Source organism: Ensifer sp. Root31 (assembly GCF_001424825.1).
In the GTDB taxonomy this organism is placed as follows: domain Bacteria; phylum Pseudomonadota; class Alphaproteobacteria; order Rhizobiales; family Rhizobiaceae; genus Ensifer; species Ensifer canadensis.
Genome location: NZ_LMCO01000034.1, coordinates 165,469 through 177,645 on the forward strand (window position 1 = coordinate 165,469; position 12,177 = coordinate 177,645).

A 12,177-nucleotide genomic window follows, 5' to 3' on the forward strand; every position below is an offset into this window, starting at 1 on the left:
TTCGGGGTAAGGAAATGACCATCAAGACAGCCAATCTCGGCTTTCCACGTATCGGCAGCCACCGTGAACTGAAGTTCGCGCTGGAGCGTTATTGGGCCGGCAAGATCGAGAGACAGGACCTGCTCGACGTCGCCGCCAGGCTGCGGGCCGAAAACTGGGCCGCGCAAAAGGCGCGTGGGATCCAGATCATTCCATCGAACGACTTCTCGCTTTACGACCAGGTTCTCGACACATCAGTGCTGGTTGGTGCGGTGCCACCGGCCTATGGCTGGAAGGGCGGCCCGGTCGACCTCGACGCCTATTTCGCCATGGCGCGCGGTTCGACGACTGCCGCCTGCGCGTCCGGTTGCACGCATGGCGGGCCCGACGGGGGCAACCAGGCGCTGGAGATGACCAAGTGGTTCGACACGAACTACCACTACATGGTTCCGGAATTCGCGGAGGATCAGCGCTTCGAGCTGACGAGCAATGCGCCGCTTGACGCCTTCCTCGAAGCCAAGGCGCTCGGGCATGTCACCCGCCCTGTCGTCCTCGGCCCCGTCACCTTCCTGAAACTGGGCAAGGCGCTTGCCGGCGGATTCGACACCATCAATCTGATCGAGCGGCTGCTGCCTGTTTATACGAAGCTTCTCACCGAGCTTGGGGAAGCCGGCGTCGAATGGGTGCAGATCGACGAGCCATGCCTGGTGCTCGATCTCACTGAGCGGGAACGCCAGGCGCTGGCGCTGACCTACCAGACGTTCGCCTCGGAACTTCCGCAGTTGAAAATCATGCTCGCGACCTATTTCGGCGCGGTCAGTGACAACATGCCGACAGCCCTTTCGCTGCCGGTTGCCGGGCTGCATGTCGACCTCGTGCGGGCGCCGCAACAGCTCGACTTGCTACTTCAGACGGTACCGGCACAGCTTGTGCTGTCGCTCGGCGTCGTCGATGGCCGCAATGTGTGGCGTACCGATCTTGCCGGCCTCTTCCGCCGGCTGCAGCCGTTGATCGAGGCGCATGGCCGCGATCGTATCGAGCTTGCACCATCGTGCTCGCTGCTGCATGTGCCAATCGACCTCGATCTCGAACGAGCGCTCGATCCGGAGCTCGTCTCCTGGCTTGCCTTCGCCCTGCAGAAGCTGGACGAACTCAGCCTGCTTGCCCGCGCATTCGAGCCGGGCCTGGCCAATCCCGAGCAGGTCTTTGCAAAATCGATTGCTGCGGTCGAGGCACGGCTGACCTCGCTCAAGGTCCACGATCCACTCGTTGCCGGACGCTTGAAGAACCTGACGGCAGCAGACAGCCGCCGTCAATCGAGTTTTGCAACGCGCCGGCGGCGGCAGGAAGACAGGCTGGCACTGCCGCTCTTCTCGACGACGACGATCGGCTCCTTCCCGCAGACGTCAGAGGTGCGCCAGGCACGATCGCTGCATGCCAAGGGCGAGCTCAGCTATGTCGACTACCTCGCCTACCTGCGCCAGGAGACGGAGAAGGCCGTGCGCTGGCAGGAGGAAATCGGCATCGAGGTGCTGGTGCACGGCGAATTCGAGCGCAACGACATGGTGCAGTATTTCGGCGAGCAGCTCTCCGGCTATGGGTTCACTCAGAGCGGTTGGGTGCAGAGCTACGGCTCGCGCTACGTACGCCCGCCGATCATCTTCGGCGATGTCTCGCGCCCGAACCCGATGACGGTCGATTGGGCAACCTATGCGCAGTCGCTGACGGACAAGCCGATGAAGGGCATGCTCACCGGCCCGGTGACGATGCTGCAATGGTCGTTCGTGCGCGACGACCTGCCCCGGTCGATCGTATGCCGGCAGATCGCACTGGCGCTGCGCGACGAAGTCACCGACCTGGAAACGGCCGGTATCGCCGTGATCCAGATCGACGAACCGGCGCTGCGCGAGGGACTGCCACTGAGACAGGCCGATCGAAAGGCCTATCTCGACTGGGCGGTCGAGTGCTTCCGCATCAGCGCCTCCGGCGTCGGTGACGAAACCCAGATCCACACCCACATGTGCTACTCGGAGTTCAACGACATCATGGCGGCGATTGCGGCAATGGATGCCGATGTCATCTCCATCGAAACCTCGCGCTCGAAGATGGAGCTGCTCGGCGCCTTTATCGATCAGGCCTATCCGAACGAGATCGGCCCCGGCGTCTACGACATCCACTCGCCGCGGGTACCCACTGTCGACGAGATGGTGCATCTGATCGAACAGGCGACCGACGGTCTGACGCCGGCGCAGATCTGGGTCAATCCGGATTGTGGGCTGAAAACAAGGCGGTGGGAGGAAGTTCGCCCGGCGCTCGTCAACACGGACGATAGCAATATCGAGAAGGCGCCGGGGGAAACCCCGGCGCCCGCCACCTTGATCGACATCGTCTTTCCCGGCGACACCAATCACCACGGCACGCTCTTCGGCGGTGCGGGCCTCGCACTCATGGACCGGACCGCCTTCATCGTCGCCACGCGCCACGGCCGCGTTCCCTTCGTCATCGCCTCCTGCGATCGCGTCGACTTCCACGCCCCTGCCCACATCGGCCATATCGTCAGCTGCAGCGGCCGCCCGATCCGGGTCGGGCGGCGTTCGATGGTCGTCGAAGTCGATATGATCGCGGAAGATCTGACGGCCGGCACCCGCGATCTGTGCGCCCGCGGCCAGTTCACCATGGTCGCGATGCCGGAGGGCAAGGGCGCCGGCTGGTCGTTGCCTTCTCTCGACACCGATGCGATCGGAGCGCCAAAAGACGATGCCGTGCGCATGGTCGATATCGTCTTTCCGGATCAGGCCAGCAGCTTCGGCGCCATGTTTGGCGGCGACGCGCTGGCGCAGATGACCAAGGCCGCCTTCGGCGCGGCGACACGGGCGAGCCGCAAGACGACAGTGCTCGCCTCCTGCCAGCGCATCGATTTCAAGCACCGGATCACCGTTGGCTCGATCATCGAGCTTGTCGCCAGGATTGTGCGCACCGGACGGAGCTCGACGACGGTCGATGTCGAATTGTGGTCAGAGGATTTGACGGGAGCGAAACAGACCCTGACTGCCCATGGCGCCTTCATCATGGTGGCAGTCGACGGGGACAATCGTCCTGTTCCCGCCTTCGCGGCTTGAGGATTTCAGCAGAGCTGTCAATGACGGCTCTCCATCCACAGGCTTCGCCGACACTTGTCGTTTACTCCCCGCTATCCACACCCGAAAAAATATTGTCCGCCTCCCAGGTAGCTTCGACATGGAACCTATTGACGCAATTTTCCCGACATATACTATATCTAGTGTTCGAGGTTCTCCCGATTCGCAAGGATTGGGAGCGAAGATGGGAATACGGTGCCGTCGTAGCGATTTCGCTTGGCTAAGCCGTGGCTGCCCCCGCAACTGTAAACGGCGAGCAACTGTCCAGCATTCGGCCACTGAAGCATGATGCTTCGGGAAGGTCCGGACAGAAGCACCGACCCGTGAGCCAGGAGACCTGCCTCGATCGATAAACGTCCACGGGCGGGGTGTCCGGAGAGGTCAGAGGTGTGCATGGGGCAGGATGAAACCTGCCTGATCGTCTCGACGTCTCCCCGGAAGCGCCGTCTTCAACTTCGGGGTGAAGTCATGTCCGCGTCATCGAATTCCTATCATTCGCCAATGAAGAGGCGCGGGAAGCCGCGAATCTGACGAACAACCGCGCCCGGGTCTTCTCGACCCGAGCAAGCGGTCATCCTGCCAGTCCTGCATTTCGCCGGATCGCTTGTGCGTATCCGCATGCCTTTTCATGCCCAGATCCAGCCGACCAAACGAGGAAGAAATGAACGTCACCGTCTACAGCAAGCCCGCCTGCGTCCAGTGCACCGCAACCTATCGCGCGCTCGACCGCCAGGGCGTCAATTACGAGGTGATCGACATTTCGGTCGACCAGGACGCGTTCGAGACGGTCAAGGGCCTTGGCTACATGCAGGTTCCCGTCGTCATCGCCGGCCCGGAGCACTGGGCAGGCTTCCGCCCCGACAAGATCAGCGCACTGTCCTGAAGCCGAGGTACGGCGCGATGGGGCTGATCGTCTATTTTTCCACCCGCTCGGAAAACACCCATCGCTTCGTCGGCAAGCTCGGCCTGCGCGCCAGACGCATTCCCGTCAGCGCGGCCGACGCGCCGCTCGACGTGCACGAACCCTATGTGCTCGTCGTCCCGACCTATTGCGGCGACGACGGCCGGGGCGCCGTGCCCAAACAGGTGATCCGCTTTCTCAACGATGCGGACAACCGCTCCCACATCCGCGGCGTGATTGCCGCGGGCAACAGCAATTTCGGCGCGACCTACGGGATCGCCGGCGACGTGATCTCGGCCAAGTGCCAGGTGCCCTATCTCTACCGGTTCGAACTGTTGGGAACCGATGAGGACGTCGCCAATGTCAAAAACGGGATGGAACGATTTTGGACGTCTCAACACTCGAACGCCCCTTGAAGGCGACGGAATCGGCGCTCGATTACCACGCGCTGAACGCCATGCTGAACCTCTATGACGAGGACGGCCGGATCCAGCTCGACAAGGACCGGTTGGCGGCAAAGCAGTACTTCCTGCAGCACGTCAACCAGAACACCGTGTTCTTCCATAACCTGCGCGAAAAACTCGATTACCTCGTCACCGAGGGCTACTACGAGCAGGAGGTTCTCGACCAGTATTCGTTCAACTTCGTGCGCGACCTGTTCGATCACGCCTATGACAAGAAGTTCCGTTTCCCGACCTTCCTCGGCGCCTTCAAATATTACACCAGCTACACGCTGAAGACCTTCGACGGGAAGCGCTACCTCGAGCGCTACGAGGACCGGGTCTGCATGGTGGCGCTGACGCTGGCGCGCGGCGACGAGGCGCTGGCGCGCGACATGGTCGACGAGATCATCTCCGGTCGCTTCCAGCCGGCGACCCCGACCTTCCTCAACGCCGGCAAAAAGCAGCGCGGCGAGCTCGTCTCCTGCTTTCTGCTGAGGGTCGAGGACAACATGGAATCGATCGCGCGCGGCATTAATTCGGCGCTACAATTGTCGAAGCGCGGCGGCGGCGTGGCGCTGTCGCTCACCAACATCCGCGAGGCCGGCGCCCCGATCAAGCAGATCGAAAACCAGTCGTCCGGCATCATTCCCGTGATGAAGCTGCTGGAGGATTCGTTCTCCTACGCCAACCAGCTTGGCGCCCGCCAGGGTGCCGGCGCCGTCTATCTCAACGCCCACCACCCCGACATCATGCGTTTCCTCGACACCAAGCGGGAGAACGCCGACGAGAAGATCCGTATCAAGACGCTGTCGCTGGGCGTCGTCGTTCCCGACATCACCTTCGAACTCGCCAAGAACAACGAGGACATGTACCTGTTCTCGCCCTATGACGTGGAGCGCGTCTACGGCGTTGCCTTCACCGACATCTCGGTCACGGAAAAATATCGGGAAATGGTCGCCGACAGCCGGATCCGCAAGAAGAAGATCAAGGCGCGCGAGTTCTTCCAGGTGCTGGCCGAAATCCAGTTCGAGTCGGGCTATCCCTACATCATGTTCGAAGACACGGTGAACCGCGCCAACCCGATCGCCGGCCGCATCACCATGAGCAACCTCTGCTCAGAAATCCTCCAGGTCAGCGAAGCCAGCGAGTACAATGACGACCTGTCCTACAAGCACCTGGGCAAGGACATCTCCTGCAATCTCGGCTCGCTGAATATCGCCGCCGCGATGGATTCGTCCGATTTCGGCAAGACGATCGAGACATCGATCCGGGCGCTGACCGCGGTCTCCGACATGAGCCATATCGCCTCGGTTCCCTCCGTCGAGAAGGGCAATGACGACAGCCATGCGATCGGCCTCGGCCAGATGAACCTGCACGGCTATCTCGCCCGCGAACGCGTCTATTACGGTTCGCAAGAAGGCATCGACTTCACCAATATCTATTTCTACACGGTGACCTACCACGCCATCCGCGCCTCGAACCGCATCGCGGTCGAACGCGGGTCGAGCTTCAAGGGCTTCGAGAACTCGAAATACGCCTCCGGCGAGTATTTCGACAAATACACCGAGCAGGAATGGAAGCCGGCAACCGAGAGGGTGCGCGAACTGTTTGAAACCGCTGGTGTGCAGATCCCGACGCAGGAAGACTGGCTGGAACTCAAGAGGGCGGTGATCACCTCCGGCCTCTACAACCAGAACCTGCAGGCGGTGCCGCCGACCGGCTCAATCTCCTACATCAACCATTCGACCTCCTCTATCCACCCGATCGTTTCGAAGATCGAGATCCGCAAGGAAGGCAAGATCGGCCGTGTCTACTATCCGGCCGCCTTCATGACCAACGACAATCTCGACTACTATCAAGATGCCTATGAGATCGGCCCGGAGAAGATCATCGACACCTATGCGGCGGCGACCCAGCATGTCGACCAGGGCCTGTCATTGACGCTGTTCTTCAAGGATACGGCGACGACCCGCGACATCAACCGCGCGCAGATCCATGCCTGGAAGAAGGGCATCAAGACGATCTACTACATCCGCCTTCGTCAGATGGCACTGTCCGGCACGGAAGTGCAGGGCTGCGTCTCCTGCGCACTGTGATACTCCGGGGAACACGATGAACATCCAAGTGAAGACCAAGGCGCCCAAGAGCCCGCGGGCCGTGCGCGCCATCAACTGGAACCGTATCGAGGACGACAAGGACCTCGAGGTCTGGAACCGGCTCACCGGCAATTTCTGGCTGCCGGAAAAGGTGCCGCTCTCCAACGACATTCCCTCCTGGGCAGCACTTCGGCCGGAAGAGCAGCAGCTGACGATCCGCGTTTTCACCGGCCTGACCCTGCTCGACACGATTCAGACGAGCATCGGCGCGCCGACGCTGATGGCGGACTCGATCACGCCGCATGAGGAAGCTGTTTATTCCAACATCTCCTTCATGGAGGCGGTGCATGCCCGCTCCTATTCCTCGATCTTCTCGACGCTTTGCTCGACGCCTGACGTCGACGACGCCTATCGCTGGTCGGAGGAGAACGAACACCTCCAGAAGAAGTCGGCGCTCATTCTCGAGCACTATCGCACAGCGGATCCGTTGAAGCGCAAGATTGCCAGCGTCTTCCTCGAGAGCTTCCTGTTCTACTCCGGCTTCTATCTGCCGATGTACTGGTCGAGCCGCGCCAAGCTGACCAACACCGCCGACATGATCCGCCTCATCATTCGCGACGAGGCGGTGCACGGCTATTACATCGGCTACAAGTTCCAGAAGGGCCTGGAGCGGTTAAGCGACGAGCGTCGGCAGGAGATGAAGGATTTCGCCTTCGACCTGCTGCTCGAACTCTACGACAACGAGGCGAAATATACCGAGTCGCTTTACGACAGCGTCGGCCTGACCGAGGACGTGAAGAAGTTCCTGCATTACAACGCCAACAAGGCACTGATGAACCTCGGCTATGAGGCGCTGTTTCCGGCCGACGCCTGCAAGGTCAATCCGGCAATCCTGTCGGCGCTGTCGCCGAATGCCGACGAGAACCACGACTTCTTTTCGGGGTCAGGCTCCTCCTATGTCATCGGCAAGGCGGTTGCGACCGAAGACGAAGACTGGGATTTCTGACAAGCGCGCCGCACTCCGTTGCTGAGCCAATAGCAAAGCGGCCGGTGAAGACGAGAAGGTCTTCACCGGCCGTCCTGTTTCAACTGCGCGAAGCGAGGTGGTGTTACTCCGCCGGCACGACACGGCTGCGGCCGATGGTTGCCTGTGTCAGCAGGAACGCGCTGACCGCGCAAATCGCAATGCCCGCGGCCATCGGAAGCGCCGTTCCGTTGAAGAAGACGGCAGCAACGATCATGGCGACAGCCGCCGTGACAAAATGCAGCGTCCCCATCAGCGCCGATGCCGTGCCGGCAATCTCGCCGTGATCCTCAAGCGCCAGCACCGCGGAGGTCGGGATGACCAGACCGAGCGCACCGTAGCCGACGAACAGGAATACGGCCATGACCGGCAACTGGTTGAAGCCGAGGCTCATGACGATGAACATGCTGGCCATGGTCAAGGCAAAGCCGGCGACGGCAAGCTGCATGACCCGGACGAGACCGAAACGATCGCCAAGCCAACCCGTTGCCTGCGAGACCGCGAAGAACGATACCGCGTTGATCGAGAAGGCGAAGCTGTATTGCGTCGGCGTCAGGCCATAATGATCGATCAGCACGAAGGGCGAATTTGCGAGGTAGACGAGGAAGCTCGAAATGCCGAGGCCACCGATGAAGGTGAGCGTCAGGAAGTTCCGGTCGCTCAGAAGCAGCCGGTAGGCGGCAATCGCGCTGCCGAAATTGCTGTCGGCCCTGTCCTTCTTCGGACGGGTCTCAGCCAATTGGGTCGACAGCAGGATCAGGCCGATGAAGGCTGCGATCATGACGGCATAGAAAACGCCGCGCCAGCCGTAGAACTCGATGACGGCGCTGCCAGTCAGAGGCGCCAGGATCGGCGAGATGCTGAACACCAGCATCAGCAGCGACATCAGGCGTGCCGCCTGAACGCCGGTGTGCATGTCACGAACGATGGCGCGCGGAATGACCATGCCGGCGGCACCGCCAATACCTTGCAGGAAGCGGAAGGCGATGAGCGTTTCGATATCGGTCGCGAGCGCGCAGCCGATGCTGGCCAGCGCGAACAGGCCGATGCCGAGATAGAGCGGCGCCTTGCGGCCCCACATATCCGAGAGTGGGCCATAGACGAGCTGGAAAATTGCAAAGGAAATGAAGAAGGCGAGCAGGCTAAGCTGCACGACACCGGTCTCTGCGGCGAGATCCTTGCCGATCGACGGCAGCGCGGGGAGATACATGTCGATTGCGAAAGGCCCGATCGCTGAAATCAGACCGAGGACTATGGCAGTGCGTAGAAAGGACGCCGTCATGGTGATGATCTTTCAGAGGTCGCGAAACGAACGAGGACGCGCGCCTGCATTCGTTGCCGCCTGGATTGAAACTGGAATGAGCCGGTCGTGCCAGGATCGAACGTCCGGGAGACGCATCCTGCGCTGACCTATGTGGTCCATAATTTTGGACACACATGTCAAATTAGACACTATTGTCCAAACCGTCAACATGTCCTATCGTCGGATCATGAAAAAACGACAAGCCGCCTTGCCGACCGCCGGTGGCCCCACCCAGAAGGGTCAATGCGCCAAACGCATCTCGATCCTCGACGCCGCCGCAGAGGTCTTCTGCCGCGAAGGCTTTTCCGGCGCCAGCATAGACGAAATCGCCGCGGAAGCCTGTGTTTCCAGGCAGACCATCTACAATCACTACCGCGAAAAAGAGACGCTGTTCATGGCGGTGGTGCAGGATATCCTCGACCGAACCAACGCCGCGCTGTTCTCGATCCTCGCGACCTTCCCGCAACGGGCAGACAATCTCGAGGACGACCTCACTGCCTTTGCAGTGCGCCTCAACAGGAACTGCATCTGCAATCAGGACGGCAAGTTCATCCAGAAGCTGGTCGAGACCGAGGGAGAGCGATATCCCGAGCTGATCAGGATCTGGCGCGAACAGGGACCGGGCAAGATCGGCGCGGCACTCTCGGCGCTGTTTGCCCGGCTTGCCCACGCGGCCCCGCTTGAGATCGACGACCTCGACTTGGCCGCTCGGCAATTCCTGGCCTTGATCAAGGCGGACATGCAGATAGCCGGTCCTTTTGGCGAAGCTCCAACGGAGGAGCAATTGCAGACCTCTGCCCGCAACGCCGTCAGGACCTTCCTGCGCGCCTATGGCAGGGTCGAGACCGAACGAGCCCAGAAAAAAGCCGGTCGCCTCGACCAATCGGCTTGACCGCCAGTCGCTCTGACCAATTCAGTCACCCTGACGTCTTCGCGACGCACCTAAGACCAACGCCCCTCCGCATCTCCGATCACCTAACCAGTGATCTGGAACCCCTGCACCGGATCGGGCAGGGCGACCGGTTCGGTTTCGACGCTGACGACAGAGGCATCCGCCGGCCCCATCCAGAGCCGCTCGACCATGTTTGCGAGCGCAGCATCGGAGCCGACGATCATCGCCGCCACCGATCCGTCGCGCTCGTTGCGCACCCAGCCGGTCACGCCGAGGCGCTCGGCCTCGCGGCGGGTCCAGATACGGAAGCTGACACCCTGTACCCTTCCGCTGACACGAACCAGCATCGCCTTGCGCTCTCTGATCATGATCGCACCTGTTTTTTGTTATAGAAGAGAAACTGGAGCGAAGGCGAACAAAGACAAGCCACCTGACGTTGCGGGCGCCTGCGACGCCGGGCCGTTTCCACATCGGGCGAAGTTGCGGAATGGCTCCGTCGCCTTGTTTTGACGCATTTCCGGACGGAAGACCGCTTCGCAGTTCTCCTGGAAATTTCCTATGGCGCCGCCGCCAAAATGCGTCCCTTCATGTTGGGATGAAAGCGGCAATAATAATCGATCAGCCCCGCCTCCCGCACGACGAGACTTGCGGTCTTCTTCGCCGGGATCAACACCTCCCAACCACCCTTCACGGTCGCTGTATGGACGAGGATGTCCCTGTTGACCCACTCGATCGTGTCGCCGATGCGTGCCTCGATCTCTGCGGGAACAAACGCCATTTTTTCGATCGTCACGCGGATTGTCTCTGCTTGAGCATCCACTGCGCCATTGCCGAGCAGGAGCCCGGCAATGGCAACGAGATAAAACCCGGATCGCATGGCTGCGCCCTACTTCAGCGATGCGGCAACATGTTCTGCATGCTGCTGGTGGCCTTGAAAGATCTTCAAGCCGGTCTCAAGCAGTGCCTTAAGTTCGGCATTGCTGGCCGATGGAATGAGCAGGGTCTCCAGGGCTCCGTTCACCTGCTTGTGGTAGGCGACTTCATTGTCGACATAGGCTTTATCGAAGCTCGCGCCGTCGAGCGTGGCAAGCTTGGCACGTTCGTCGTCAGCTGCTTTCGAGAGCGCCTTGCTGGTATCGTTGTCCTCCGGCGTCACCTTGAGTTTCTTGACGAGATCGAGCGCCTGCGTATTCACCGCCTCATGGTCGCGCATCATATCTTCGGCAAACGAAACGACGTCCTTGTTGCCGGACTTCGAGATCGCAAGCTTGGCATTTTCCACATCGATCACTCCGGCCGTATAGGCGATGTGAGCGATCTGTGGGTCGGTCGGCTTATCCGCTGCCTGTGCCGGGATCACAAGCCCGAGCAGGCAAAGCGTGACGAGCGCGGTCATTGGCCGAATGTTCATGGAAACCTCCTTGTTCCGCGCAGGGCGCGGACCCTGTTTGCAGTTGACATCCATTGGATGCCGCCTGCCCGCAAAGGTTCCCGCCGGTCAGCTGGAAAGGCCAAGCCGCTTCATGACCGCCGCGGTCAGCCGCGCACAGCGCCGCCCGGCAAAGGGGAAAGCATCGAGCAAAACCGGGCCGATCTGCTCATGCAACTGTTTGCGCACCAGCTGCCGCGCCCGATGCAACCGTGTCTTGACCGTCTCGGGGCGTAACCCAAGCAGATCAGCCGTTTCCTCCACGCTCAGCCCCTCTATCACCCGCGCGACGAAAACCGTTCTGTAGATATCGGGCAGATTGTCGGTCGCCCGTTCGACGAGTTGCAGGATCTGCCGCTGCGCCATCGTGCGTTCGGGATCATCGGCACTTGCCGGCAGCGGGAACTGGATGATCGTCGCATCGCGGCCATCGCCGATCGAGCCCAGGGCGTCGGCTTTGCGGCGTCCCCGGCGCAACCGGCCGAGCGCCTCGTTGATGACGATGCGTGACAGCCAGGTTCCAAGCGACGATTCGCCACGAAAGCTTGCGAGATGCGCAAAGGCCAGCACATAGGCTTCCTGCACGATGTCTTCGGCTTCACTGTCGTTTCGAACGACGCCTCGGGCAATGCGGTAGAGGCGCTGGTTGTGAACCTGCATGATCGCTAGGAAGGCTTGCCCGTCACCGGCGATCGCCCTTTGCGCCAGTGCCACATCCGCGGTCGGGTCCGTGATCGCCAGCGCGCCTGTTCGAATGTCTGCCATGGCCGAGCCTCCCGCAGCATTAGATGCACGGTTCCGCCAAAGGTTCCCGTCATTTTTCCAATTGCAGACACCGTGCCGTTCTTTTTGGAACCTCTTCAGAGAATGCGGTTGCGCCATTGTGGTCCTGCTTGGCCGCCTGACGTCGAATGGCCTGCCGACCACTCAAGCGAGAGGCGTCTAAATTTCTCGCGTTACCCTGTTAATCTTT

The 12,177-nt window shown here is 60.9% G+C and carries 11 protein-coding genes, 1 pseudogene and 1 riboswitch; of the genes and pseudogenes, 7 read left to right on the plus strand and 5 right to left on the minus strand.

Annotated elements, in window-relative coordinates:
* Positions 1 to 14 precede the first annotated feature (14 nt).
* The 6 genes and pseudogenes from metE to nrdF all read left to right on the plus strand — a co-directional run.
* Positions 15 to 2,300 (plus strand): annotated as a pseudogene (gene metE, locus ASD00_RS25345) (5-methyltetrahydropteroyltriglutamate--homocysteine S-methyltransferase); the annotation flags it as partial.
* Positions 2,301 to 2,354: 54 nt separating this feature from the next.
* The gene (locus tag ASD00_RS41930; RefSeq protein ID WP_280137514.1) at positions 2,355 to 3,098 is read left to right on the plus strand and encodes a hotdog domain-containing protein; all 744 of its coding nucleotides are present in this window, start codon (positions 2,355 to 2,357) and stop codon (positions 3,096 to 3,098) included.
* A gap of 151 nt (positions 3,099 to 3,249) precedes the next feature.
* Positions 3,250 to 3,476, plus strand: a riboswitch (cobalamin riboswitch).
* A gap of 301 nt (positions 3,477 to 3,777) precedes the next feature.
* Positions 3,778 to 3,999: a glutaredoxin-like protein NrdH gene (gene nrdH, locus ASD00_RS25350; protein WP_025429316.1), complete on the plus strand. Its 222-nt coding sequence runs from the start codon at positions 3,778 to 3,780 to the stop codon at positions 3,997 to 3,999.
* 17 nt (positions 4,000 to 4,016) lie between these two features.
* Positions 4,017 to 4,433 (plus strand): class Ib ribonucleoside-diphosphate reductase assembly flavoprotein NrdI, encoded by a 417-nt coding sequence (nrdI, locus tag ASD00_RS25355; RefSeq protein WP_057209889.1) that lies wholly within the window; start codon positions 4,017 to 4,019, stop codon positions 4,431 to 4,433.
* Positions 4,403 to 6,556, plus strand: a complete 2,154-nt coding sequence (gene nrdE / locus ASD00_RS25360) for a class 1b ribonucleoside-diphosphate reductase subunit alpha (RefSeq protein ID WP_057209890.1) — start codon at positions 4,403 to 4,405, stop codon at positions 6,554 to 6,556. Before nrdI ends, nrdE begins: the two co-directional genes overlap by 31 nt.
* 16 nt (positions 6,557 to 6,572) lie before the next feature.
* Positions 6,573 to 7,562: a class 1b ribonucleoside-diphosphate reductase subunit beta gene (gene nrdF / locus ASD00_RS25365; protein ID WP_057209892.1), complete on the plus strand. Its 990-nt coding sequence runs from the start codon at positions 6,573 to 6,575 to the stop codon at positions 7,560 to 7,562.
* 103 nt (positions 7,563 to 7,665) lie between these two features.
* Here the strand turns inward: nrdF and ASD00_RS25370 are convergent, their stop codons facing one another.
* A complete protein-coding gene (locus ASD00_RS25370) occupies positions 7,666 to 8,862 on the minus strand; it encodes a multidrug effflux MFS transporter (protein WP_057209894.1) in 1,197 nt (398 codons plus the stop codon).
* A gap of 208 nt (positions 8,863 to 9,070) precedes the next feature.
* Here ASD00_RS25370 and ASD00_RS25375 point away from each other — a divergent pair, with 208 nt between their 5' ends.
* Positions 9,071 to 9,775, plus strand: a complete 705-nt coding sequence (locus ASD00_RS25375) for a TetR/AcrR family transcriptional regulator (RefSeq protein ID WP_057210106.1) — start codon at positions 9,071 to 9,073, stop codon at positions 9,773 to 9,775.
* Positions 9,776 to 9,858: 83 nt separating this feature from the next.
* Here the strand turns inward: ASD00_RS25375 and ASD00_RS25380 are convergent, their stop codons facing one another.
* The 4 genes from ASD00_RS25380 to ASD00_RS25395 all read right to left on the minus strand — a co-directional run bounded on the left by ASD00_RS25380 (position 9,859) and on the right by ASD00_RS25395 (position 11,969).
* On the minus strand, positions 9,859 to 10,143 hold the full coding sequence (locus tag ASD00_RS25380) for an acylphosphatase (protein ID WP_025429322.1): 285 nt from the start codon (positions 10,141 to 10,143) through the stop codon (positions 9,859 to 9,861).
* A gap of 188 nt (positions 10,144 to 10,331) precedes the next feature.
* Complete coding sequence (locus ASD00_RS25385; protein WP_025429323.1) at positions 10,332 to 10,652, minus strand: cupredoxin family copper-binding protein; 321 nt, start codon at positions 10,650 to 10,652, stop codon at positions 10,332 to 10,334.
* A gap of 9 nt (positions 10,653 to 10,661) precedes the next feature.
* Positions 10,662 to 11,171 carry a DUF4142 domain-containing protein gene (locus ASD00_RS25390; protein ID WP_225906270.1) on the minus strand — a complete coding sequence of 170 codons (510 nt, stop codon included), beginning with the start codon at positions 11,169 to 11,171 and terminating at the stop codon, positions 10,662 to 10,664.
* Between the two features lie 102 nt (positions 11,172 to 11,273).
* Positions 11,274 to 11,969, minus strand: coding sequence for an RNA polymerase sigma factor (locus ASD00_RS25395; protein ID WP_025429325.1), 696 nt, complete (start codon positions 11,967 to 11,969; stop codon positions 11,274 to 11,276).
* Positions 11,970 to 12,177 lie beyond the last annotated feature (208 nt).

Bases quoted from the DNA above. Each gene is read 5' to 3' on its own strand.
- nrdH (WP_025429316.1), top strand. From the start codon at position 3,778: ATGAACGTCACCGTCTACAGCAAGCCCGCCTGCGTCCAGTGCACCGCA.
- ASD00_RS25375 (WP_057210106.1), top strand. From the start codon at position 9,071: ATGAAAAAACGACAAGCCGCCTTGCCGACCGCCGGTGGCCCCACCCAG.
- ASD00_RS25380 (WP_025429322.1), bottom strand. From the start codon at position 10,143: ATGATCAGAGAGCGCAAGGCGATGCTGGTTCGTGTCAGCGGAAGGGTA.
- ASD00_RS25395 (WP_025429325.1), bottom strand. From the start codon at position 11,969: ATGGCAGACATTCGAACAGGCGCGCTGGCGATCACGGACCCGACCGCG.
- ASD00_RS25385 (WP_025429323.1), bottom strand. From the start codon at position 10,652: ATGCGATCCGGGTTTTATCTCGTTGCCATTGCCGGGCTCCTGCTCGGC.
- ASD00_RS25370 (WP_057209894.1), bottom strand. From the start codon at position 8,862: ATGACGGCGTCCTTTCTACGCACTGCCATAGTCCTCGGTCTGATTTCA.
- ASD00_RS25390 (WP_225906270.1), bottom strand. From the start codon at position 11,171: ATGACCGCGCTCGTCACGCTTTGCCTGCTCGGGCTTGTGATCCCGGCA.
- nrdI (WP_057209889.1), top strand. From the start codon at position 4,017: ATGGGGCTGATCGTCTATTTTTCCACCCGCTCGGAAAACACCCATCGC.
- nrdF (WP_057209892.1), top strand. From the start codon at position 6,573: ATGAACATCCAAGTGAAGACCAAGGCGCCCAAGAGCCCGCGGGCCGTG.